18 protein-coding genes are annotated in these 23836 nt (G+C 55.4%); 16 read left to right on the top strand and 2 right to left on the bottom strand.

Annotation, left to right across the window (positions count from 1 at the left end; all coding sequences use genetic code 11):
- Nucleotides 1-410 precede the first annotated feature (410 nt).
- The 11 genes from IEX96_RS01530 (at nucleotide 411) to IEX96_RS01480 (ending at nucleotide 11743) form a co-directional block, all read left to right on the top strand.
- Entirely contained in the window at nucleotides 411-2021 is a 1611-nt protein-coding gene (locus IEX96_RS01530; RefSeq protein WP_229773456.1) for a multicopper oxidase family protein, read from the top strand.
- Between the two features lie 40 nt (nucleotides 2022-2061).
- Nucleotides 2062-2721, top strand: coding sequence for an SCO family protein (locus tag IEX96_RS01525; protein ID WP_150004774.1), 660 nt, complete (start codon nucleotides 2062-2064; stop codon nucleotides 2719-2721).
- Nucleotides 2722-2763: 42 nt separating this feature from the next.
- Nucleotides 2764-4698 carry a hypothetical protein gene (locus IEX96_RS01520; RefSeq protein WP_150004773.1) on the top strand — a complete coding sequence of 645 codons (1935 nt, stop codon included), beginning with the start codon at nucleotides 2764-2766 and terminating at the stop codon, nucleotides 4696-4698.
- Between the two features lie 130 nt (nucleotides 4699-4828).
- The gene (locus IEX96_RS01515) at nucleotides 4829-5548 is read left to right on the top strand and encodes an SCO family protein (protein WP_150004772.1); all 720 of its coding nucleotides are present in this window, start codon (nucleotides 4829-4831) and stop codon (nucleotides 5546-5548) included.
- Nucleotides 5549-5562: 14 nt separating this feature from the next.
- The gene (locus IEX96_RS01510) at nucleotides 5563-7284 is read left to right on the top strand and encodes a c-type cytochrome (protein WP_150004771.1); all 1722 of its coding nucleotides are present in this window, start codon (nucleotides 5563-5565) and stop codon (nucleotides 7282-7284) included.
- Complete coding sequence (locus tag IEX96_RS01505) at nucleotides 7281-7961, top strand: SCO family protein (protein WP_150004770.1); 681 nt, start codon at nucleotides 7281-7283, stop codon at nucleotides 7959-7961. The genes IEX96_RS01510 and IEX96_RS01505 overlap by 4 nt, the downstream gene beginning before the upstream one ends.
- 99 nt (nucleotides 7962-8060) lie before the next feature.
- Nucleotides 8061-8897, top strand: coding sequence for a phosphate ABC transporter substrate-binding protein (locus IEX96_RS01500; protein ID WP_229773455.1), 837 nt, complete (start codon nucleotides 8061-8063; stop codon nucleotides 8895-8897).
- A complete protein-coding gene (gene pstC, locus IEX96_RS01495; RefSeq protein ID WP_229773454.1) occupies nucleotides 8878-9735 on the top strand; it encodes a phosphate ABC transporter permease subunit PstC in 858 nt (285 codons plus the stop codon). Before IEX96_RS01500 ends, pstC begins: the two co-directional genes overlap by 20 nt.
- On the top strand, nucleotides 9732-10583 hold the full coding sequence (gene pstA, locus IEX96_RS01490) for a phosphate ABC transporter permease PstA (protein WP_150004768.1): 852 nt from the start codon (nucleotides 9732-9734) through the stop codon (nucleotides 10581-10583). Before pstC ends, pstA begins: the two co-directional genes overlap by 4 nt.
- A complete protein-coding gene (locus IEX96_RS01485; RefSeq protein ID WP_150004767.1) occupies nucleotides 10573-11382 on the top strand; it encodes a phosphate ABC transporter ATP-binding protein in 810 nt (269 codons plus the stop codon). The genes pstA and IEX96_RS01485 overlap by 11 nt, the downstream gene beginning before the upstream one ends.
- Nucleotides 11383-11443: 61 nt before the next feature.
- Nucleotides 11444-11743 carry an ArsR/SmtB family transcription factor gene (locus IEX96_RS01480; protein WP_149999257.1) on the top strand — a complete coding sequence of 100 codons (300 nt, stop codon included), beginning with the start codon at nucleotides 11444-11446 and terminating at the stop codon, nucleotides 11741-11743.
- 44 nt (nucleotides 11744-11787) lie between these two features.
- Here the strand turns inward: IEX96_RS01480 and IEX96_RS01475 are convergent, their stop codons facing one another.
- Together IEX96_RS01475 and IEX96_RS01470 are read right to left on the bottom strand one after the other, a co-directional pair.
- Nucleotides 11788-12618, bottom strand: coding sequence for a purine-nucleoside phosphorylase (locus IEX96_RS01475; protein ID WP_150004766.1), 831 nt, complete (start codon nucleotides 12616-12618; stop codon nucleotides 11788-11790).
- Between the two features lie 50 nt (nucleotides 12619-12668).
- A complete protein-coding gene (locus tag IEX96_RS01470) occupies nucleotides 12669-13364 on the bottom strand; it encodes a GntR family transcriptional regulator (RefSeq protein WP_188873360.1) in 696 nt (231 codons plus the stop codon).
- A 331-nt stretch (nucleotides 13365-13695) separates the two neighbouring features.
- Between IEX96_RS01470 and IEX96_RS01465 the strand changes: the two genes are divergently transcribed.
- From IEX96_RS01465 to IEX96_RS01445, 5 genes are all read left to right on the top strand, one after another.
- Entirely contained in the window at nucleotides 13696-14907 is a 1212-nt protein-coding gene (locus IEX96_RS01465; RefSeq protein ID WP_150004764.1) for a phosphopentomutase, read from the top strand.
- Between the two features lie 98 nt (nucleotides 14908-15005).
- Entirely contained in the window at nucleotides 15006-15953 is a 948-nt protein-coding gene (gene deoC / locus IEX96_RS01460) for a deoxyribose-phosphate aldolase (RefSeq protein WP_373293732.1), read from the top strand.
- Between the two features lie 9 nt (nucleotides 15954-15962).
- Entirely contained in the window at nucleotides 15963-18353 is a 2391-nt protein-coding gene (locus IEX96_RS01455) for an aldehyde dehydrogenase family protein (RefSeq protein ID WP_229773452.1), read from the top strand.
- Nucleotides 18354-18550: 197 nt separating this feature from the next.
- The gene (locus IEX96_RS01450; RefSeq protein ID WP_150004820.1) at nucleotides 18551-20020 is read left to right on the top strand and encodes an AMP nucleosidase; all 1470 of its coding nucleotides are present in this window, start codon (nucleotides 18551-18553) and stop codon (nucleotides 20018-20020) included.
- A 266-nt stretch (nucleotides 20021-20286) separates the two neighbouring features.
- On the top strand, nucleotides 20287-23763 hold the full coding sequence (locus IEX96_RS01445; RefSeq protein WP_188873359.1) for an indolepyruvate ferredoxin oxidoreductase family protein: 3477 nt from the start codon (nucleotides 20287-20289) through the stop codon (nucleotides 23761-23763).
- Nucleotides 23764-23836 lie beyond the last annotated feature (73 nt).

The raw sequence follows: 23836 nt of genomic DNA, 5'->3' as shown, positions 1-23836 counted from the left end.
GGTACGGACCATCACCATTCCCTTGCTGGGGGCTCTACTAAGAGGGGGGAAGCGATCTTGCTGAAACGATCGAGCCGAGGGGTCATGTGAACACAACGTGCAAATTGCACGTATCGGCGAAGGTCAAAAACCACCCGTTGAAGCAGCCGCTTCAGCGGCAACGCGGATCTATACGTCAACCTGGAGAAATCCTTATGTTCAAAAGGCGAGATGCTTTGAAATTGGGGGCCGCCGCCGCAGGCGCAGGCCTTGCATCAAAGTATGCTATGAGCGCTCCACCACAGCATGTTATCGAGCGCCAACCGGGGAACTTCCCACAAAGTGGGCTGATTTTCCCTCAAACATTCAGGCCGTCCTGGGTTTCGCGCCCCAGTCCGAAGGTTACCCCCTTCACGGCTCCATTGTTCCGGATGCCTGTTGCCCAATCTGTGCCGCAGTCAGATCTTCTGGACCCTAGCCTTGGCGGCATGGCGCCCGACCCCGAACGGCATCAGCTGTACGACAAATTCACGCCTCAGAAATTCTATTATGAGCGCATGCAGGAATCGCGGTGGTCCTACCATCCGCAACCTCCTTTCGATCAGGGATCGTGGCATTACACCTTCACTGGACCGAATTTCACCAATATCGCCCCCGGGCCGACCTATAAGGCCCGATATGGCGAGCCCGTGTTTGTTCGTCGTTTGAATGAACATCCGGAAATTGGCACAGGGAATGTCAATTTCGCCGTTCCCAGCTTTTCGATCCATTTGCATAATGGCCATACGGCTTCTGAATCCGATGGTATTCCGCAGGATTATTTCGAGCCGGGTGAATTCTGGGACTACCATTATGGTAACTTCCCTGCCGGTGACCAAACCGGACGCGATGATCGCGAGCGCATGACCACCCTGTGGTATCATGACCATCGTCTCGATTTCACTGCCACCAATGTGTATGCGGGTAATGCCGGTTTCTATCTCTTGTTCGACGAGAAAGATTCCGACAATGAAAGGGATACGAATCCGCACGCCTTCCGTCTTCCCAGCGGCGAATACGACATTCCGCTGATTCTGCATGATGTGCAGTTCGACGAAAACGGCCAGGTTGTCTGGGACTTCTTCTCTCCCGACATTCAGGAAATCGACGGCGAATATCTGCCAAGCTTCCAGCACGCCACCTTCGGGATGCTGGGCGATACCATGACGGTCAACCGCACCATCCAGCCTTATCTTGATGTGAAGCGCCGCAAATACCGCTTCCGCATCCTGAATGGTGGGCCGAGCCGCCTCTATGAGCTGCATCTTGCAACTGATAGTGCTGACCCGAATGCCCAGCGTGCAACCAACTGGCTCATTCTCTCCAACGACGGAAACCTTCGTGAAACGCCGATCGAATCCGAAACGTTGAAGCTTTGGGTGGCCAACCGTAATGATGTGATCATTGACTTCTCCAATTTCAATCCCGGTGACAATGTTTACATCGTCAACCGCCTTGGCATGCGTGAAGATGGCGCAGGGCAAGACGGTACCCAGCTTGATGAGGGTCATCTGATCATGCAGTTCCGCGTGCAGGCGGGCGATGTGGAAGATCCTTCGCAGATTCCCGACTTCATGCGCCGTCAGCCCGACATCAACTTCAATGAGGTGCGGCGCGAGCGGGTTTGGGACTTCGACTATGACAGCGGACTGTTCACCGTGAATGGCGAGCTTATGGACCCCAACCGGACCGATGCGAAGATCGAACGCGGTTCGGCGGAAATCTGGACATGGCGCAATACCGGCGATAGCTGGGCGCATCCGGTGCATTCGCACATGGAGGAATTCCAGATCTTCGAAGTCAATGGGAAACCGGTTGAACCTTTCAGCTTCCTGGACACCAAGAAAGACGTGGTGGAACTCGGACCGGGCGACGAAGTGAAATTCTTCGGTCGTTGGCGCGATTTCCTCGGTCCATACATCATGCATTGCCACAATGTGGTGCATGAGGATCACGCCATGATGGTGCGTTGGGATCTTGTGGAGCCGGGCGACGGCGACTGAGCCCCTTCCAGGAAATTTTCTCGAAAAGGAAAACAGTTCGATGTCTACGACAAGACGACAATTGTTGAGCGGCGCCGCCCAGTGCGGCCCCAATGAGAGCCTGACGCCCACTTCGGTGCATCAGCTCAATCTAAATGAACGCTGCGGTTTCCCGGATGTGCATGCCATGTCTCATAAAGGCGAACCCGTCCGTTTCTTTGAAGATCGCATCCAGAACAAAGTGTTCATGGTCAATTTCTTCTCGATCGACGACGACAAAATGCACGTCCAGACCGAGCAGATTGCGAAAATCGTTGAAGGTCTTGGGGATAAAGTTGGCCGCGATGTGTTCCTCACCTCGATCACCGTTGATCCGGTGAACGACACGGTGGAACGCCTGGCTGAATTTGCCGCCAAGCACAACGCACCGGATGGATGGGTGTTCATGCGTGCAAGCGGCGAAGAACCTGCCATGCTTGCCCAGCGCCTGTATCACTTCAACCGTGGTGCCAGTGCTGGCATGGGCCGCCTTGTATTCTACGGCAATGCCACCGGCAATGCCCGGATCTGGGGCACCTTCCCTGCCAAGATCACGACGCAGGATGCCGTTCACCGCATCTCCTGGATGCTTCCCCGCAAAAAGCCGGCGTCTCCGCAGATGGCAGGCCCCGCCCTTCCGGGCAAGAGCGCCTATGCGTGGAACCACAGAGCAACGCTTTAAGCGCTGCTCGATTGGCTCAAACGGAATGAATGGAGTGACGTAATGAGAACGAAACTCGAAAGGCGCATGACCGCCGTTCTCTTGCCAGCCTTGTTGCTGGCGGGGACCGGAACGGTATTCGCCCAGGATGGGGCGCCCTACCAGCCCCTGCCCGCAGACCGGACAATGGACGTCATCAATGATGGCACCAAATCGGTCTATAAAACAGGCTCTGCTGAAGGTCTGTCGGGCGCTGGCCACCCCTTTGCTCCTTCGGAGACAATGGGTGCAGACAGCACAAACCCATCCAACCTGTTGCCTACGATTTATGGCAATGCGCTGGATTCTGCGGGGAATGAAATTCCCAACACCCTGCCTTCGACCGCAGAGAACCCCTATAATCTGCATCCCGATCCAGTTGTGAGTGTGCTGAGCGATGACCGCGGCCCTGAAGAAGACCTGGCCCGTGTTATCAAGCGCTTGAAAGAAGCCACAAACTGGCGTGAATTGTGGGCAACCCTGCAAACCCGCTTCCGCGGCGGTCTTCGCGTTCCTGCCGATCCGCGCCGTGGTGACCGTGAGGTCATTGGCCGTGGCAATGGCGCAGGAAAGATCGGTGAACGGGTCGCCGTTCGCGTTGATCAGGACGATGTTCAATTCGCCATCGATATCCTTGAAGGCAATGAAATCGACCGGGTCTATAGCGGCATGCCTTTGTTGAACTACAAAGGCCCCGAACAGATGAAAGTGGTGGATCCAGAAACCAAATCCGTCACCGTGCATCAGGTCTGGACCCGTAATGCGGTTATGTCCGACACCTTCGGCATTGATCCGTCCAATGTCCTCGACGAGGAATGGACCATCCACTATGTCATCGACGTGGTGGCCCGCGGTCATGAAGACTTTGCCCCCTTCGTGATGTATTTCGACGATCCCAATCTGCGGGATGGGGCTGCTGTTCCGTCCGTGGCTCTGGACGGCACCTTCTTCCCCATGAATGAAGGCAAGCGCTATGAGTTTGAGTACAAAATGGCCCCCGGGCGGTTTTGGAATCTGACTTATCACTGGGGCTGGCGCGTCCATCCCCAGCGCATTCAGGCCATCGAAAACACCCTCAAGGTCGCTGCTGGTAAAACGCTCGACCAGTGGGAAATCGATGTCTTCGGCGCGGCACCGTCCTCAAGCGAAGAAGCCAAGCTGGCCGCCATCTCTATGATCGGCGATCTGGCTCCGGCCAAGCGCATGTGGATCGCATTGAAGGCCCTGAAGGAATACAACTTCAATGGTCGTGATGCGAACAGTACCGCCCGTTTGCTGGTGGAAGAAATCGAAGCCGCGTTCTTCGATTGGAAGAACCGCAATGTTCTGCCCCGCGGTGTTCATGATGATCCCGATTCCCATGTCACGTTGTTCTATGTGAACAACACCATTTATGGATCGGTAAATGGTCATGATGGTGCCACCCATGCCCAGCCTCGCTGGGACGAGTGGGTCACCCGTGGCTCCACATTGAAAGTGAAGTTGCTGAACGGTGATTACTTCCCTCATGCCTATATGAACATCGATTTCGGTGGTCTGCGTGGCTGGGAAAACACCTTCCACAACACCCTGCCATTGAACGGTCAGGGCCCGTGGTTCACCTTCGGGCGGACCAACTGGATGCCCAACACCATCAATCCGGCTATTGTGCCCCCGGCCGAATTGCCTGAAGGCGGTTACACGCAAAATGGCATCTTCGGTTCCGCTGCGACCATGGAAGGCTTGGGCGACCTGGCCACCACCATGGAAGAAGCACGGGCGATGACACGTGGTGAAAAAGCTACTCTCATCCAGCAAGAACTGTTGTTGGCCAGCCAGTTGTCTTCCAGCAATACCAATGTTGATGGCCTTGGTGAGCATGATGTGGAAATCGAATATCGGTATGACCCGGCCCAGCGCCTGCGCTTCTACCAGTTCGATCCCTTCCATCATGGTGTAGCGATCTGGTCGGTGCACTAAGGTTTGCGCTTAAATATTCAGACTGTCGGGCTTCGGCCCGGCAGTTTTTTGCAAATTTTCAAGACGGGCTTCTTTATTCCAGACGACCTCTAAACCAATAGACGATCTTTTATCTGAAGGAAGGACGCACATGACGATTTCCCACAACCGCCGTTCGGGGCTTTTCGCTCTTTCCTTGGCCGCCCCGCTTTTTCTGTTTGCTCTTCCCGCCGCAGCGCAAGATGCCCATGCTGGCCATGACATGCACAAGGGCCATGATATGAAATCGGGCGCGCATGAAATGGGGCATGGCTCACAAAAATTCATCATGTTCGATGGACCAGCCAAGCCCAGTGCCAATTACAAGGTTACCAGCGCGGCTTATCGCACCCCCGATGTAACGCTTTACGATCAATCGGGAACGGCCCGCTCTCTCAAGGATATGCTGGATCAGCCCGGCCCGGTGGCTTTGCAATTCATTTTCACCAGTTGCGCTACGGTTTGCCCGGTTTTGTCGGCCAGTTTCTCCCAAGCCTCCCATGAAATGGCAGACCTTGCCCCCGGAACCCGGTTGCTTTCTATCTCCATCGATCCTGAATATGATACGCCCGAAAGATTGGCCCGCTATGCACAGCGATATAATGCTGGCGAAAACTGGACCTTTCTTACCGGTTCACTCGCAGATATCCGGACGGTGATCGGGAATTTCGATGCGCTTTTGGAAAGCAATAACAAGATTTACCATCGCCCCTATACCTATCTGCGCAGCAAGGCTGGTGATGAGTGGACACGGCTGGACGGATTGCTGAGCAAAGCGGCTCTGGTCAAAGAATTCACCACCGTTCTTCAGCATGAAACGGCCGCACGATAAAGGAACCCCGGATTGTGACATCTCTTCGTATTTTTTCGCTTTGTTCCGCGCTTCTCGGCGCTGTTGCAACGGGCGCGTTCCCTTCCGCTACGGCGCAAAACAACACCGCTGACAAAGGCGATATCACTTTGGGCCGGGCACTTTATTATGAAGGGATCGGGGCCGATGGCGCTCCGATTTCAGGTGTCACAGCAGGCGATCTCAGCATTGATGGCAGTCAGATGACCTGCGTCAGTTGCCATCGCCCATCCGGTATGGGGTCCAGCGAAGGGGGTACCTATGTCCCTCCCATCACCGCATCCTATTTGTTCGAGGACCGCGTTTCCAATCGGGCCCTGCGCAATGAGCGGTTCAAGGAATATTACAAGGAACCGCAAGGGCCACTCTTTGTTGATGGCGCCCGCCGTGGGCGGCTGCGCGAAGCCTATGATCAGAAAAGTCTGGGCCATGCCATTCGTGCAGGCATTGACCCTGCGGGCCGTGAGCTCGATTTTATCATGCCCCGCTATGCGCTGTCTGATGCGGATGTGGCCAATCTGACCGCCTTTTTAAAAAGCAATTATGCGGATGTTGATAAAGGCGTCAGCGAAAAGCGGTTGCAGGTGGCGACCATCATCGCTGGTGATGTGTCCGACGAGCGGGCGGAGGCCTTTTCCAGCCTCGTCACCGCTTATGCAGATTGGATCAATAAAGACATTCGCACCGATCTGGCACGCCCCGGCTATTCCCCTTATTACCGGTCTGAATTTCTCGATTCCTATCGGGAATGGGATGTGAGCGTATGGCGTTTGACCGGTAGCGAAAACACATGGCAAGCGCAACTGGATGCCCTTTATCAGGACCATCCGGTATTTTTTGTGGCCAGTGCCTTGGTGGAAGGCGATTATACCCCCGTCGCCAATTTTTGCGATGAAAAGCGCGTGCCTTGCATTTTACCTGTCACCGACCTTCCCGCTGATAAAGTGGGAGAAGACAGCTTCACCATCTATTTCTCGCGCGGGTTGATGCTGGAAGCCGATGTTCTGGCTACCCATCTGGCCGGCACAGAAAAAGTGGGCCGTATCCTGCAAATCCATAGCGATGATGCAGAAGGAGCACGCCCTGCCGCGGAATTCAGCGCAGTCCTTGATACAAAGCTGGAAAATGCCTCGCTAAAAACCAAAAAGGTCAAGTCGGCCAAAGCATTGACCAAAGCCATTGAGCGGGCTTTGAAGGATAAAAAGTCCTTCGATACGCTGGTGATCTGGCCAGGCCATCATGTGGATGCCGCAGCAAAGGCGTTAAACAGTATAAAAGCGGATGAAAAACGCCCCATCTATGTGGCTTCAACCGCCATCGACGCTGTTCGCAAAGACGTGGATGCATCGAAGCGGGCCTTGTTGTTGGCCACTTATCCTTATGACAAGCCCAGTGCATATCATGCGGATTCTTATCGCATCCGTGCGTGGCTACGGGCCCGCCGTTTGGCCATTCCCGATTGGCCTATGCAGTTGCAGGCCTATTATTCCATGAAATCCATACAGTTCGCTGTCGAACATATGCTGAGCGATTATTATGGGGCCTATTTGCTGGAATTGATCGAGCATAATATCGGCACCGCGTTCGATCCCGGCCCCCATCCGCGCCTTTCCCTAGGGCCGGGCCAGCGCTTTGGCTCGAAAGGCGCCTTGATCGTGCGCTTTGATGATAGCAACCGCAAAGGCGTTGTCCCGGTTAGCGACTGGATCGTTCCATGAACAAAGACATGCCAAAGAAATCACGGCGGGGGATGGGGCTTCTCATCCTCGGCGTTGCCATCATTCTGGCCGTGGGCTTTTATCTTTATATAAACAACCGGTCGTCAGAGACGGCCCTTGCCACCAATGCGGATGCGCTTCCAAAAGCGGATATGGAGGTAGATCTGGATGCCCCTGTGGGCGGCCCCTTCATTCTGACCGGCACCGATGGAAAACCGGTTTCCGCCGATGATTTTCGCGGCAAATATATGTTGATGGTCTTTGGTTATACCTTCTGCCCCGATGTTTGCCCCATGTCGCTTCTGGCCGTCTCCAACGCCCTTTATGACATGGAAAAAAAATATCCCGATCTGGTTTCAGCCATTGAACCGGTTTTCGTCACGCTGGACCCAGAGCGCGATACGCCGGATGCCCTTTCCGATTATCTTCAAAGCTTTCATCCACGTATCACCGGGCTTACCGGCCCGTTGCCCGATATCAAGCGCATGGCCACAGCCTATGCGGTGCGGTTTTCCAAAACCGAAGCCGATGCATACAGCACCTATCTGATCGACCACAGCACCAACATCATGCTGATGGGACCGGACGGAGCATATTTGACGCATTTCTCTCCGCAAACGCCGCCGAGCCTGATGGCCAGCGCCCTTGCCAGCCGGGTAAAACGCAAGGACTCTTGAAATCAATTCACATTGATGTCAATTGGCATTGGTTCCGATCTAAGTTAGAGATCATCTCTCAGGCAAAACCGCCTTATGGTCTCATCTTACAGGTCTATTGTGTCGCCCAAAACTCTGGCAAAATTTGGCGCTGCTTTCGCCTTGGCCGCTGCCATTCTATATGGCTTCATTCCCGAAAGCGGACATGGAGAGCAAAATCGCATTTTGCTAACCGGCTCGTCCACCATTGCCCCTTTAGCAGCCGAGCTGGCCCGCGCTTATGAAAAAGCCCATCCGGGAACCCGCATTGATGTGGAAACCGGCGGCTCTTCGCGCGGCATTTCCGATATCCGCCGCGGACTTGCCGATATCGGCATGGTCAGCCGGGCGCTGAAGCCAACCGAATCCGATCTTGTAAGCCATCTGGTCGCCCGTGATGGCGTTGCCTTGATCGTACACAAGACCAATCCTGTTGACGGCCTGACAAGCGATCAAACCAGCGCCCTTTATACCCGCAAGATTGCCAATTGGTCGGCCTTTGGTGGCCCCGACCAAAAGGTGGTTCTGGTCCATAAGGCGCAAGGCCGTTCCACTTTGGAAATATTCTTGAAATATTTTGGGCTGTCGGACGACGATATCCGCCCCGACGTGGTGATCGGCGACAATGAACAAGGCATCAAAACCGTGGCCGCCAATCCTTCGGCCATTGGCTATGTCTCTATCGGCACGGCGGAAACCGCCATTGAACATGGCAATGCCATCAAGCTACTCCATCTTGATGGCATTGCCGCCAGCACCGCCCATGTGGCTGATGGCCGTTTCCCCATGACTCGCGCCCTGAATTTTGTGACAAAGGACACATCCTCCCCCAAAGCCGCAGATTTTATTGCCTATGCGCAATCCGATTCCGCCGATGCGCTAATCCGGAGCCTTGCTTTTGTCCCGCCAAAGCGCTGACCGGTTGCTGTCCATAGGGCTGATGGCCGCGGGCCTTCTGTCTGGTGTTTTGCTGTTGTTCATTGTTTTGTTCATCAGCATGGAAAGTTGGCCGGTCCTGCACCATACGTCCCTGAGCACGCTTTTAACCAGTACGGATTGGCGCCCCTCTATGGGTGGGTTCGGCTTGCTGGCCATTCTTGTCGGCAGCCTGTCCGTCAGCTTTCTGGCGTTGCTTCTGGCGGCGCCGCTGGGGCTGGCAACCGCATTTTATCTCAGCGTTTATGCGCCACCCAAAATAGCGGCATTCGGACAAAAGCTGATCGAAGTGATGGCCGGCATTCCTTCGGTGGTGTTTGGCCTTTGGGGGCTGGTGACATTGGTCCCCATCATGGTGCATCTCTCACCGCCCGGCACCAGTCTGTTAACGGCAGGCATTGTGCTGGCCATCATGATCGCCCCCACCTTGACGGTGTTTTCCCTACTGGCCATTAAAAGCGTGCCAATGGCAACGGTGCAAAGCGGACGCGCTCTCGGACTGGGGCGCGGCACGATCCTGCGCACCATCATTCTGCCCCAGGCCCGCCCCGGTATTGTTACTGGCATATTATTGGCCCTTGCCCGCGCTTTGGGAGAAACCATGGCGGTGATGATGGTGGCCGGCAATGTGGTGCATATTCCCACATCGCTTTTAGACCCTGTCCGCACACTGACCGCCAATATCGCCCTTGAAATGGGCTATGCGCTGGAGGCACATCGCGCGGCCTTGTTCATGAGCGGGCTTTTGGTGATGCTGATAACATTGGTCATTGTCATGGCGGCGGGATTTAAAAGCGACGGCACGGACAAAGCCCCATGAAGCGCTCTGTTTCCAACCGCATTCTTGCCACCTCTTTTGCCGGCGGAGCGTTCTTGCTGGCGGCCTTGTTCCTGTGGATTTTGGGCGACATTTTATGGCGTGGTCTGGCGGGGATCGATCTGGCGTTCCTTATCCAGAACCCGCTCAATGCCGGACGCAGCGGCGGCATCCGCAGTGTGCTGGTGGCGACCCTCTATATCATCAGCCTCAGCATCGTGATTGCGGCCCCTTTGGGGTTGCTTGCGGGCATGTTCCTGAGCGAATTATGCCATGTTTATCCGCGCATTTCCCGATTGATCCGCCAAAGCCTTGATACCCTTGCTGGTGTGCCCTCCATCATATTCGGGCTGTTTGGCAATGCTGTCTTTGCCCAATATCTGGGGTTTCGCGTTTCCATCCTGACGGGTGCCTTGACTTTGGCAGTCATGATTTTGCCATTTCTCATCCGCTCGGTGGAACACAGCTTGCGCAGCCTGCCCGCTTATTATCACCGCTCGGCGCAAGCCTTGGGATTATCGCGCACCACCATAATGGGGCACATCTTGCTGCCTGCTGCCCTGCCCGGCCTTAGCACCGGGCTTGTTTTAGGCATCGGACGGGCTTTGGCGGAAACCGCCGCCTTGGTGTTTACCAGCGGCTATGTTGCCCGCATGCCCGGATCGGTGTTCGATTCCGGCCGCGCCCTTTCCGTCCATATTTTCGATCTGGCCATGAACGTGCCCGGAGGATCGACCAATGCCTATAAATCTGCTGCTGTATTGGTGGCGCTGCTGCTGATCATCAATCTGGCGATCATGGCCCTTGGCCATATGCGCAATCGCCGTCGTGGAGAGCCCAATGGTTGCTGATGCCCCCGCCAGTCCTTATGCACTTGAAACCAGTCCTTATGCACTGGAAACCAGCGCATTAAATGTTGCCTATCACGGCAAGCGTGCATTGTGCGATGTGTCTTTAAAGGTGCGCCCCAACAGCATCACCGCCATTGTCGGGCCATCAGGCTGCGGTAAATCCAGTTTTCTGACGGCACTGAACCGCCTTGATGAAACGATACCGGGCTGCACCGTTAGCGGCGATGTGCGGTTGTTTGGCACTTCTTTGCACGATCATCCCATGCCCTTGGAGGATCTGCGCAGGCGGGTGGCGATGATCTTCCAAAGGCCCACGCCTTTCCCTTTATCCATCCGCCGCAATATGGAAATCCCCATTTTTGAACATTTCGGGCCCAATCGCGCCCACTGTGCCGAGCGGATGGAAAGCGCACTTGAAGCCGTGGGGTTGCTGGATGAAGTGAAAGACCGGCTGGACTGTAACGCCACCCTTTTATCCGGCGGCCAGCAACAAAGGCTGTGTCTGGCCCGTGCCTTGGCGTTAGAGCCGCATATCCTTTTGCTGGATGAACCATGCAGCGCGCTCGATCCCTTGGCCACGGAAAAGGTGGAAACGCTGCTGAAATCGCTTAAACAACGGTTGAGCCTGGTGTTGGTGACGCATAACATGGCGCAGGCTCAGCGCCTTGCCGACGATATGGCATTATTCTGGGTGAAAAATGGCTGTGGATATGTCGCAGAAGCGGGGCCGGCAACGGCTTTACTCCACACCCCTCAAAGCGCCGAAGGTCGGGATTATTTTTCGGGCCGCCTTGGCTAATGTCATGGCCAACCGGGCGACATAATCGGGCGGATGCGCCCTATGAAAGAACGGGAACCTGATGACAACACCATCCCTGCCCACCACTGCCTGCGTTGATCGACTAAAACTGCTGGCCGATCCCACCCGCCTTGCCATTGTGCGGCTATTGACCGATGGCCCGATGATCGTCAAGGACATTAACGAACATCTGGCGATGGAACAGAATTTGCTGTCCCACCACCTGAAGGTTTTGCGTGAAGGCGGGTTATTGGAAAGCGAACGGCAAGGCAAAGCCGTGGCTTACCGCCTGACCAAAGGCGTCCATAATGCAACCGAAGGCGATGCCATTGATCTGGGCTGCTGCAAACTCAGCTTTTAGCACCAGATCCCGGCCCCCTTCGGCTTCCTCCCTCCCTGTGCCGATTACGCAACCTTATGGCCATCGGCAAAGAAACGCGCCAAAAGACGCTGCATATTTTCAAAGGCCTTGTTGGCTTCCGTAATGGTTTCATCATGGCTCAGGGCATGTTTGGCAATGCCTGCCGCCAGATTGGTCACCACTGAAATGCCCGCCACTTTCATCCCCGCATGATGGGCCACAAGACATTCCGGCACTGTGGACATACCAATGGCATCTGCCCCCCATTGCGCGAACATCCGCACTTCCGCAGGCGTTTCAAAATTCGGCCCCGCCACTTGCAGATACACACCGGAATGAAGCGTCACATCTTCGGCTTTTGCCGCCGCCTGCAACTGGCCGCGCAGGTCGGCATTCCACGCATCGGACATATCGAAAAAGCGGTCGCCAAAACGATCATCATTGGGGCCGATCAACGGATTCTGGCCCGAAAAATTGATATGATCCTCGATCATCATCAAAGACCCCGGTCCCATATCCAGATGGGTGCTGCCCGCGGCATTGGTGATAACGATCTGTTCCACTCCAAGGGCCTTCAGCGTGCGGATGGGAATGGCCAGCCGGTGGGCCGGATATCCTTCATAAAGATGCATACGCCCCTGCATACATACCAGCGGCGCCCCATTGATCGAGCCAATCAGCAACTTGCCCGAATGACCGGCCACGGTGGACACGGGAAAACCGGGAATATCGCCATAAGGAATGACGCTATCCATCTGCATGGTTTCGCCAAAGCGCCCCAATCCACTGCCCAAAATCAGCGCGGATTTGGGAAAAGGCCCGGAATGGCGTTCACGAATGGCACGCACGCAGGCGTCGATATCATAGTCTGTCATAGGGAATGTCTCCAAAAGCAGTGGTCTTGTGGGCCACCGAAGATCCGGCGTTATGAAGAAAGAGTGTTGTGATGGTGCTGGTCCATAAAAATAGACCGAAGGTCGGTGCTGTCATTTTCTTCTGCAAAAGACAGGCTGGAAAGGCAGGAGTCCAGATGGGCGCAAATGCGCTTCACAGCGCTTTCTGAATCTTTTTGGGCAATGGCTTCTACAATGCGCGCATGATCATCATCGCACAGGCTTTCATCATTTTTGCCATAAAGGCTGATGATCAGCGATGTTTGCGCCACCAATTCCTCTAGAAAGCGCCGCATCCGGCTGTTTTTGGTGATATTTGCCAATTCCAGATGAAACGCGCCGGACAGGCGAATCACATGCAGCCGGTCGCCAGACCGTCTGGCCTCGGCCTCCATCGCAACATGAGCGTGCAGATGCTCGATATCCGACGGCCCGGCGCAGGCCACACATTGGCGCGCGATCCATTCTTCAACGGCACGGCGGGCTTCAAAAATCTGTCGGGCATCTTCCGGGCTTGGGCTGGCCACAAAGGCCCCGCGATTGGGACGAATATCCACCAGCGTTTCATAAGACAAACGCATCAGGGCGCGGCGGATCACCGGACGATTAACGCCGAAAATCTCGCACAGCATCTGCTCTCCCAGTTTGGTGCCCGGCTTCAAGCGCTGTTCGAAAATAGCGTTAGAGATATCAAGATAGACCCGTTCCGACGGTTCTTGCTTACCCATTGTCTCTTTTTTGATCACCATATCCGGGCTGCGTGCAGATTGTTTCAGGGGTGATAAATCCCTCTCCTGACGCTTTTCCATGGTTCAAATATCCGTTCGCAAATAATTTTGCTGTCAAAACTCTCAAAGATTGTTAACAAAAAAACGGTTCTCTGGACAAGCCTTGTGTTTTGGGCGCACATTTACAAGCTCGTAAACTCATAAATGGCGATAGCCGTGATTGCCATTGGCATGACACTGCATTGTTTTACGAATCCAATTTTGACTTTTCGGTCAAATTTTGGCACTGTGCGGTATTGTCGCTATATTTCTCTCGCTGCAAGGAATTGATGTGCGCGCGATCGTGGCTGTTCTTGACTCATTTGGCATCGGCGAAGCGCCTGATGCCGCCCAGTTCGGTGATGTGGGGGCGAACACCTTTTGCCATATCGCCGCCCAATGTGCCGAAGGCCACGCCAATCAGGCCGGCTTACGACATGGGCCCTTGATCATCCCCAATTTGCTGGATCTTGGCTTGGGCCATGCCGCCAAGAATGCCGGAGGTCAGGTGCCCTTTGACCTGCCCACAACCCCCAAGGCCCGCTATGGTGCTGCGGCAGAGCGCAGCCGCGGCAAAGACACACCCAGCGGACATTGGGAAATGATGGGCCTGCCCGTCCTGTTCGAGTGGGGATATTTTCCAAAAGAGGCCCCCTGTTTTCCCGATGCGCTGATTGAAGCGCTGGTGCGTGAAGGGGACCTTCCCGGCGTTTTGGGCAATTGCCATGCCTCTGGCACCACCATCATTGCCGAGCTGGGGGAAGAGCATATCAAAACCGGCAAGCCCATCGTTTATACATCGGCTGATAGTGTGTTCCAGATTGCGGCCCATGAAACCTATTTCGGGCTGGACCGGCTTTATGATCTGTGCGCCATCGCCCGGCGTCTGGTGGACGAGTATAATATTGGCCGCGTCATCGCCCGCCCCTTTTTGGGGGAAAGCCCCGAAACATTCGAGCGCACGGGGAACCGCCGCGATCTCGCCACGCCGCCCCATGAAGATACGCTTCTCGATATCGGCAAAAAAGCGGACCGCGAGGTGATCGGTATCGGCAAGATCAGCGATATTTTCGCCGGGTCCGGCATCACCCGATCCGTAAAGGCCCATGGCAATGATGCGGTGTTCGATGCCTTGATGGCGGAAATGGAAACCGCTCCCGATGGCGCGATCATTTTTACCAATTTCGTCGATTTCGACATGCTTTATGGCCATAGGCGGAATGTGGCGGGCTATGCCGCTGCTCTGGAAGCCTTCGACAAGCAATTGCCCATCTTGAAAGCCGCCATGAAGGACGACGACATCGCGGTGCTGACCGCCGATCATGGCTGCGATCCCACATGGCCCGGCTCGGATCACACCCGCGAATATATTCCGGTCATTGCCTTTGGACCACATATTGCCCCTGCCGATATTGGCTTGCGTGAAAGCTTTGCCGATATTGGACAATCTTTAAGCCAGCATCTTGACCTGCCGCCTCTGGCCGCAGGCAAAAGCTTTTTGTGACGACCGCCAAGGAAAGGTCTACTTTCGTGAGTGAACAAAAGGTCACGCATCTGACACCCCATGACAATCGCCAACCCTATGGCGTTGGGCATAACCTTATTGTCCGCAATGAAGGCATTCCCTTTGATGCCGGTCTTGTGGAAGATATCCGTATCAATCTGTCGGCGGTGGAACGCCGCGTCGCAAGCCTGAAGGGCCGCCGCACCGTCAAGAAAGACTGGCAGGCTGCATGGCTTTTGAAGGCGATCAGTTGCATTGATCTGACCACTTTGTCTGGCGATGACACGCCGGGTCGGGTGCGCCGCCTGTGCGCCAAAGCCAAGGCGCCAATCCGCGCCGATCTGGTGGAAGCGTTGGGCGTTGCCGATAAAAACATCACCGTTGGTGCGGTCTGTGTTTATCATGAAATGGTGGCCACCGCTGTTGAGGCTCTGACCGGCACCAATATCCCCGTAGCGGCTGTTTCCACCGGCTTTCCGGCAGGGCTTTCGCCCTTCCATCTGCGGTTGGCGGAAATTCAGGAATCCGTGGCAGCGGGGGCAAAAGAAATTGATATCGTCATCACCCGCCGTCATGTGCTGACCAGCAATTGGCAAGCGCTTTATGAAGAGGTGAAAGCCTTTCGGGATGCCTGCGGCGATGCCCATATCAAGGCCATTCTGGCCACCGGCGAATTGGGCTCGGCCAGCAAAGTGGCGAAAGCCTCGATGGTGGCAATGATGGCCGGGGCGGATTTCATTAAAACCTCGACGGGGATGGAAAAAGTCAACGCCACGCAGCCTGTCAGCCTGATCATGATGCGCGCCATCCGCGACTATTATGAACGCACCGGCTTCAAGATCGGATATAAGCCCGCAGGCGGCATTTCCACAGCCAAGGATGCGGTGCAATATCTGATTATGGTCAAAGAAGAATTGGGCACGGATTGGCTCGATCCGGATCTGTTCCGCTTTGGCGCCTCCCGCCTGCTTACCGATATCGAGCGTCAGCTCGAACATTTCGTCACTGGCCGTTATTCGGCCGCTCACCGTCACCCGATGGGATAAGGGCTCGTTATGTCCACAAAAGTAGCCGAGATTTTTGAGACCATGGCCTATGGTCCCGCGCCGGAACAATCGGATTATGTGCAAGAATGGCTCGATGGCCATCCCGATGGTTTCGATCTGTTCATTGGCGGCAAATGGGTTGCGCCCGAAGATAAGAAAAAAACCATTGAAAGCCGTGATCCGGCCACAGGAAAGCCCTTGGCGCGCTTTTCCATCGCCGGCAAAGCGGATGTGGATAAAGCCGTTGAAGCGGCCCAAAAAGGCTTTGCCAAATGGTCGAAACTTTCCGGCCATCAAAGGGCGCGGCATCTTTATGCGCTGGCCCGCCTGATCCAGAAAAACAGCCGCTTTTTAAGCGTTCTTGAAAGCATGGACAACGGCAAGCCGATCCGCGAAACCCGCGATCTGGATATCCCGTTGGCCGCCCGGCATTTTTATCATCATGCGGGCTGGGCGCAATTGATGGACAGCGAACTGGCTGGCTATGAACCGCTGGGCGTTGTGGGCCAGGTAATCCCGTGGAATTTCCCGCTTTTGATGATGGCATGGAAAATTGCACCTGCCATTGCCGCGGGCAATTGCGTGGTGCTGAAACCCGCCGAATATACCAGCCTCACCGCTCTTTATTTTGCCGAAATGTGCCGCGAAGCGGGCTTGCCCGATGGCGTTGTGAACATCATCACCGGCGCGGGCGACACCGGCGAAATGCTGGTCCGCCATGAAGCGGTGACAAAAATCGCATTCACCGGCTCCACCGATGTGGGCCGCCTGATCCGCAAGGCCACCGCAGGCACGGGCAAAAAGCTGACACTGGAACTGGGCGGAAAATCGCCATTTCTGGTCTTTGACGATGCGGATCTCGACAGCACCGTTGAAGGGCTTGTGGATGCCATCTGGTTCAATCAGGGGCAGGTGTGCTGCGCCGGATCGCGGCTGCTTGTTGAAGAAGGTGTGGCAGACCGGCTGATTGAAAAGGTGAAACACCGGCTCAATCATTTCCGCTTGGGGTCACCCTTGGATAAAGCGGTGGATATGGGGGCCATTGTCGATCCTGTCCAGCGGGACCGCATCGACAGTCTTGTCAATCAGTCGGTCACGGAAGGCGCCGTCAAATGGCAGCCTGATGTCCCCTGCCCCACGGAAGGATGCTATTATCTGCCCACCCTTCTTACCGATGTATCACCCGCCAATGTGGCGGCACGGGAAGAGATTTTCGGGCCGGTTCTTACCGTCACCACCTTCCGCACCTTGGCGGAGGCTACCGAGCTTGCCAATAATTCCCGCTACGGCCTGTCTGCCAGTGTCTGGTCGGAAAATATCAACCGGGCTTTGGAAATTGCCGGCATGGTCAAGGCGGGCGTGGTGTGGATCAACTGCACCAACCAGTTCGACGCCGCTTGCGGTTTCGGCGGCTATCGGGAAAGCGGCTTTGGCCGTGAAGGCGGCCGGGAAGGCATGTTTGAATATCTCAAACGGTCTGATGAATGGCGCAAATCCGGGTCCGACATTGTAGACAACGCCAAACTACCGGAAATTTCCACAAAGCATGTGGATGTGATCGACCGTACGCCGAAAAATTATATCGGCGGCAAGCAAAAACGCCCCGATGGCGGCAATAGCCTTGCTGTTGCGGGCCATGACGGAAAATTTGTGGGCCGCGTTGGCGATGGCAACCGCAAGGACATTCGTGATGCGGTAGAAGCCGCCTTCAAGGCCGAGGGATGGTCGAAAGCCACCGCCCATAACCGCGCACAAATCCTTTATTATATTGCGGAAAATCTATCGATCCGCGAAGAGGAATTTGCCCAGCGTCTAAGCCTGTTGACCGGTGCATCTGCCAAGGCCGCCAAAGCCGAGGTGGACGCCTCTATCGCCCGCTTGTTCAGCTATGGTGCATGGGCCGATAAATTCGATGGGCTGGTACACACACCGCCCATGCGCAATATCGCCCTTGCCATGAACGAGCCTTTGGGTGTGATGGGCGTTGTTTGCCCCGATACCGCCCCGCTTTTAAGCTTCATTTCGCTGATCGCGCCCCATCTGGCCATGGGGAACCGCTCGGTCGTGATCCCGTCCCAGCGCTATCCGCTCATCGCCACCGATTTCTATCAGGTTCTGGAAACATCGGATGTGCCCAGCGGGGCCATCAATATCGTCACTGGCGACCGTGAAGGCTTGGCAAAAGTGCTGGCCCAACATGATCAACTGGATGGCATTTGGTATTTCGGCAGCGCAGAAGGCAGCGAAATGGTGGAACGCCTGTCTGCGGACAATCTGAAGCGCACATGGGTGAACAATGGCAAGGCCCGCGATTGGGCTTCAAACACCCAAGGCGAAGGCCGCCAATTCCTGCGTGAAGCAACGCAGGTGAAAAATGTCTGGCTTCCCTACGGCGATTAAGACCATTCCAGCTATATGTCTGGGCGGGCATGTTCGTGAATGAATGTCCGCCCAGACTGTGGATATCGCCACGCAAAGCCACATGGTCGGGGGATATGGCCCAAGCGGGTAAAGCACGGCTCTTGCCAGTATCCTGTTATCGCTTTAGCACTCATAAAAAGAGGCTAGGGGCTTAAAGGAATAGCGTGATGGATCTGATGCCGACTGACGATGCGCTTTTGAATACCTTTCCGGCTACGGAGCTTGTCCGCTGCAACACAGCAGACGAAGCGATGGATCAGTTGACCGCGCTCTATGAAGATGCGATCGCCCTGATCAAGGAAGATTTCGAAGCCTTTCAGGAAAATCGGCTGGAAGGCCCGTCCCGCCCCGCATTCTATCCGTATCTGGCCGCCATTGTTAAGCCGGAGTCTTTATCTCGCACAAGCAATCTGGCTTTCGGCAATATCAACGGGCCGGGCTTTCACGGCATGCAGATCACCCATCCGCATGTGTTCCGCGATTATCTGTTGGATCAGATGTCCTCTTTGATCCGCAAACATGATGCGGTATTTTTTGTGGGGAAAAGCACCACCCGTATTCCGCTGACCTTTGCTTTGGAACGCGCCGCCTCTGCCCTTACACCAGAGCGCCGGGTCGAGATCAAAAGCCGCTTCAATCTGCCCAATCTGATTGCCACCAATGACGATATCGTCGATGGCAAACGCATTAGCGGGGTAGAAAGTGTTGCCCCTTTGTCGCTGTTTTCCGCAGAGCGCATTGATTATTCATTGCATCGCATCCGGCACTATACCGCCACCGATCCGCAGCACTTCCAACATTTCGTGTTGTTTACCAACTATCAGCGCTATGTGGATGAATTCATTGAGTTTGGCCGCGCAGAGGTGGAAGCGGGGCGCTATCAGATGCTGATAGAGCCGGGGAACAGGATCACGCGCCGCGGCAAGCCCCCATCGAAAGATGTGATCGCCAAGCCGCCGCAAATGCCGGCCTATCATCTGGTACGCGAAGGGCGCACCGGCATCACCATGGTCAATATCGGCGTTGGTCCGTCCAATGCCAAAACGGTCACCGATCATCTGGCGGTGCTCCGCAGTCATGTCTGGTTGATGGTGGGCCATTGCGGTGGCCTGCGCGGCAGCCAAAGGCTGGGCGATTATGTGCTGGCCCATGCCTATCTGCGTGACGATCATGTGCTGGATGGCGCTTTGCCCACCGCCATTCCCCTGCCCACCATTGCCGAAGTGCAAGTGGCACTGGCCGCCGCTGTATCCAGCGTTACCGGATTGAACGGGCGGTTGTTGAAAGAACGCCTGCGCACCGGCACCGTTGTCACCACCGATGACCGGAACTGGGAATTGCGCATTGACGAATTGGCCTTGCGCTTCAATCAATCCCGCGCCATCGCCATCGATATGGAATCCGCCACCATCGCAGCCAATGGCTATCGCTTCCGCGTTCCCTATGGCACCTTGCTGTGCGTGTCGGACCGCCCTTTGCATGGCGAGGTCAAGCTGCCCGGTATGGCCGATGCCTTTTACGAACAAAGTGTCAGCCAACATTTGCAGATCGGTATCCGGGCCATGGAGCTATTGCGGGACGAAGCCGCCATTGGGACCCTGCATTCACGCAAACTGCGCAGCTTCGACGAACCGGGCTTCCGTTAAACAAAAAACGCCGCATATTGGCTTTCTTGCAGCCTGATTGCGGCTGGAAACCTTTTGTCCGTCCTAAAATTTCAGGGGCGGACATTTTTTTGCAGTGCCCTATATTTCAAATATTGCGCCTGTGGGATACATTATTACGCATATTCCCCCCAAACAACGAAAGCTCATTTCGAGCATCACATGGCATAATACAGTTTGATCGGGCTTCCAGAATTTGTTGCCCGAAGCGCAATAGACAAGGCTCACACAGGCCCGGGAACCCGTCGATGTATATGCAAAACGTCACACTAGATGACAAATACCAGCTTAAATCTGGCCGGGCGTTTTTGACCGGCATTCAAGCGCTGGTTCGCCTGCCCATCGTCCAGCGCTGGCGGGATATGGAAGCAGGGCTGGATACCGGCGGCTTCATTTCAGGCTATCGTGGGTCGCCCCTTGGCACCTATGATCTGGAACTGATGCGCGCCAAGCGGTTTCTTGATCCCTTGAATGTGCATTTTGAGCCGGGCTTGAACGAAGATCTGGCCGCCACCGCCGTATGGGGCAGCCAGCAATCCAATCTGGCAGGCCAGGGCAAGCATGACGGTGTCTTCGGCATCTGGTACGGCAAAGGCCCCGGCGTGGACCGCACCATGGATGTGTTCAAGCACGCCAATGCGGCAGGCACCATGGAACATGGCGGCGTTTTGGCCATTGCGGGCGACGATCATGCGGCCAAATCCTCCACCCTTCCCCATCAGACCGATCATAATTTCATGTCGGCAATGATGCCGGTTCTCTATCCTGCCGGGGTGCGGGAATTTGTGGAATTCGGCCTTTTGGGCATCGCCATGTCCCGCTTCACCGGCGCATGGGTGGCCTTTAAAACCACCTCCGATACGGCGGAAACATCGGCCTCCATTGATTTGAATGGTGAGCGTCGCAAGATCATCATGCCAACGGATTTCGAGATGCCCCAAGGGGGTCTGCATATCCGCTGGCCCGATCCGTGGCGCGGTCAGGACACCCGTTTGCAGCGCTATAAAGGCTTTGCCGCCCATTCTTTTGCGCGCGCCAATGGCATCGACAAAATGATCTGGGACAGCCCCAATGCCCGCTTTGGCATCATTGCTTCGGGCAAGGCCTATCTTGATGTGCGCCAAGCCCTTCATGAAATGGGCATCACCGAAGACGTGGCCCGCGAGATCGGCCTGCGTCTATACAAGGTGGGCATGGTATGGCCGCTAGAGCCGCAAGGCGCGCGCCGCTTTGCCGAAGGACTGGATGAAGTTCTGGTTGTGGAAGAAAAGCGTGAGATGATCGAGTATCAGCTCATGCAGCAACTTTACAACTGGAAGGAAAACGCCCGTCCGAAAATCGTTGGCAAATACGACGATGAAGGCCGGTGGCTGTTGCCTCCCGATAACGAGCTGGATATTTCGCTGGTGGCACATGCCATTGCGGCCCGTCTGGCACGGTTCCACGACACACCGTTGATCCGCGACCGTCTTGCCTGGTTTGAAGCGCGGAAAGCGGCGGCGGAAAGCTATGAGCCGACAACGGCGCGCACGCCCTTCTTCTGCTCTGGCTGTCCCCATAACAGTTCCACCAGATTACCCGAAGGTAGCCGGGCGCTTGCGGGCATTGGCTGTCATATCATGGCCATCAATATGGATCGCCATAATGAAACCTTCACCCAGATGGGCGGCGAAGGAACGCCGTGGATCGGCACCCACCGTTTCACCAATGAAAAGCATGTTTTTGCCAATCTGGGCGATGGCACCTATTCCCATTCGGGGATCTTGGCCATTCGCGCCTCTGTGGCCGCAAAGGTGAACATCACTTATAAAATCCTTTATAATGATGCGGTGGCCATGACCGGTGGTCAGGAAGCCGAAGGACATCTGAGCGTGCCGCAGATTGCCGCTCAATTGGTGGCGGAAGGTGTGGGCCGTGTTGTGATCGCATCGGAACGCCCGCAGATTTACAAAGAAGCCAGCCTGCCTGCGGGTGTCGATGTGTTCGACCGCAGCCATATGATGCGCCTGCAAACAGAACTGCGCGACGTTAGCGGTGTGACCGCCATCATTTATGATCAAACCTGTGCAGCGGAAAAACGCCGTCGCCGCAAACGTGGCAAGATGGAAGATCCCAATAAGCGCGTGGTCATCAACGAACTGGTCTGTGAAGGCTGTGGCGATTGCTCCGTCCAGTCCAATTGCGTCTCGGTAGAGCCTTTGGAAACGGAACTGGGCCGCAAACGCCAGATCAACCAATCCACCTGCAACAAGGACTTCTCCTGTGTGAAGGGTTTTTGCCCGTCCTTCGTTACCGTTGAAGGCGGGACATTGAAAAAATCCAAAGCGGGTGGCTCCGGCACCGATCTTCCCGATGTGCCGCTTCCCACCCTGCCCACATTGGACGACAGCTACTCCATTTTGGTGACCGGCATTGGCGGCACTGGCGTTCTCACCATCGGGGCGCTGCTGGGCATGGCCGCGCATCTGGAAAACAAGGGCTGCTCGGTTCTGGATATGGCCGGTCTTGCGCAAAAAGGCGGGGCGGTTCTATCGCATATTCGCCTGTTCGCCGATCCTGACCGCGAAGCCAGCGCCAAAATCATCACCGGCGGCACCAATCTTTTGCTGGCTTGTGATAGCGTAGTGGCTGCAGGCAAGGATGCCCAAACCACCTTGTCGGAAGAACGCAGCCATGCGGTGATCAACACCACCCTGACCCCGGTTGCGGATTTCGTGCGCAACCGCGATCTGGATTTCAAGGAATTGGCGGTTCAAAAAGCCATCAAGGACCGCACCCTGGAAAATGGCCGATACAGCCTTCCCGCTACCGGATTGGCTACCGCCTTGATGGGGGATTCCATTGCCACCAATATATTCATTCTCGGCTATGCGTGGCAAAAAGGCCTGATCCCGCTGACTTTGGAAAGCATCACACAAGCCATTCATCTCAATAAAGTGGCCATCGAAAGCAATCTGCGCACCTTCCATTGGGGCCGTGTTGCCGCCCATGATCTGGAAGCCATCAAAACCGTGATCGATGCAGTTGATACCGGAGTCACGCGCTTCAAGGCCGAAACGCTGGATGATGCGATCAATTACCGGGCAGATTTTTTGAAAGGCTACCAGAATGGCCGGCTGGCCAAGCGCTATCGCGCTTTGGTGGCTGCAACACGCAAAGCGGAAGAAAAAGCCCGCCCCGGCTCAACGGAATTGACGCAGGCTGTTCTGCGGAATTACTTCAAGCTGCTGGCCTATAAGGACGAATATGAAGTGGCCCGCCTTTATACATCGGGCGATTTTGAAAAGCGGATCAGCGCCCAGTTTGAAGGCGATGTGCGCCTGAAATTTCATATGTCACCGCCCATCTTCTCGCGCCCCGATCCCTTGACCGGCCGCCCGAAGAAAAGCGAATTCGGACCGTGGATGTTCAAAGGCTTCAAGCTGCTGGCCAAATTCAAGGCTTTGCGCGGCACGCCCTTTGATCCATTTGGCTATGCCGATGAACGCAAAATGGAACGGCGCCTGATCAAAGACTATGAAGCCATGATGCAAGATGTTCTGGCGCGTATGGATAATGACACGCTGGATGTGGCTGTAGCCCTTGCCTCCGTTCCCGACCAAATTCGCGGTTATGGACCGGTGAAGGCAGACAGCGTGGCAATCGCGGAAAAGAAAAAAGCCGAACTTCTCGATGCCTTCCGCTCTCCCGGGGCGGAAAATGCACGGATCATGGCGGCGCAATGATTTCGGACAGATAATTGATCCAAGGCCAATAAACGACATTCAACGCAGCATAAAAAAGCATATGGCTGCGCAC

The organism is Iodidimonas muriae, from assembly GCF_014647255.1.
GTDB lineage: Bacteria > Pseudomonadota > Alphaproteobacteria > Sphingomonadales > Rhodothalassiaceae > Iodidimonas > Iodidimonas muriae.
This window is presented reverse-complemented; position numbering and strand designations above follow the sequence as displayed.

Bases quoted from the DNA above. Each gene is read 5' to 3' on its own strand.
- IEX96_RS01530 (WP_229773456.1), top strand. From the start codon at position 411: ATGCCTGTTGCCCAATCTGTGCCGCAGTCAGATCTTCTGGACCCTAGC.
- IEX96_RS01525 (WP_150004774.1), top strand. From the start codon at position 2,062: ATGTCTACGACAAGACGACAATTGTTGAGCGGCGCCGCCCAGTGCGGC.
- IEX96_RS01520 (WP_150004773.1), top strand. From the start codon at position 2,764: ATGAGAACGAAACTCGAAAGGCGCATGACCGCCGTTCTCTTGCCAGCC.
- IEX96_RS01515 (WP_150004772.1), top strand. From the start codon at position 4,829: ATGACGATTTCCCACAACCGCCGTTCGGGGCTTTTCGCTCTTTCCTTG.
- IEX96_RS01505 (WP_150004770.1), top strand. From the start codon at position 7,281: ATGAACAAAGACATGCCAAAGAAATCACGGCGGGGGATGGGGCTTCTC.
- pstA (WP_150004768.1), top strand. From the start codon at position 9,732: ATGAAGCGCTCTGTTTCCAACCGCATTCTTGCCACCTCTTTTGCCGGC.
- IEX96_RS01485 (WP_150004767.1), top strand. From the start codon at position 10,573: ATGGTTGCTGATGCCCCCGCCAGTCCTTATGCACTTGAAACCAGTCCT.
- IEX96_RS01480 (WP_149999257.1), top strand. From the start codon at position 11,444: ATGACAACACCATCCCTGCCCACCACTGCCTGCGTTGATCGACTAAAA.
- IEX96_RS01475 (WP_150004766.1), bottom strand. From the start codon at position 12,618: ATGACAGACTATGATATCGACGCCTGCGTGCGTGCCATTCGTGAACGC.
- IEX96_RS01470 (WP_188873360.1), bottom strand. From the start codon at position 13,364: ATGGGTAAGCAAGAACCGTCGGAACGGGTCTATCTTGATATCTCTAAC.
- IEX96_RS01455 (WP_229773452.1), top strand. From the start codon at position 15,963: ATGTCCACAAAAGTAGCCGAGATTTTTGAGACCATGGCCTATGGTCCC.
- IEX96_RS01450 (WP_150004820.1), top strand. From the start codon at position 18,551: ATGCCGACTGACGATGCGCTTTTGAATACCTTTCCGGCTACGGAGCTT.
- IEX96_RS01445 (WP_188873359.1), top strand. From the start codon at position 20,287: ATGTATATGCAAAACGTCACACTAGATGACAAATACCAGCTTAAATCT.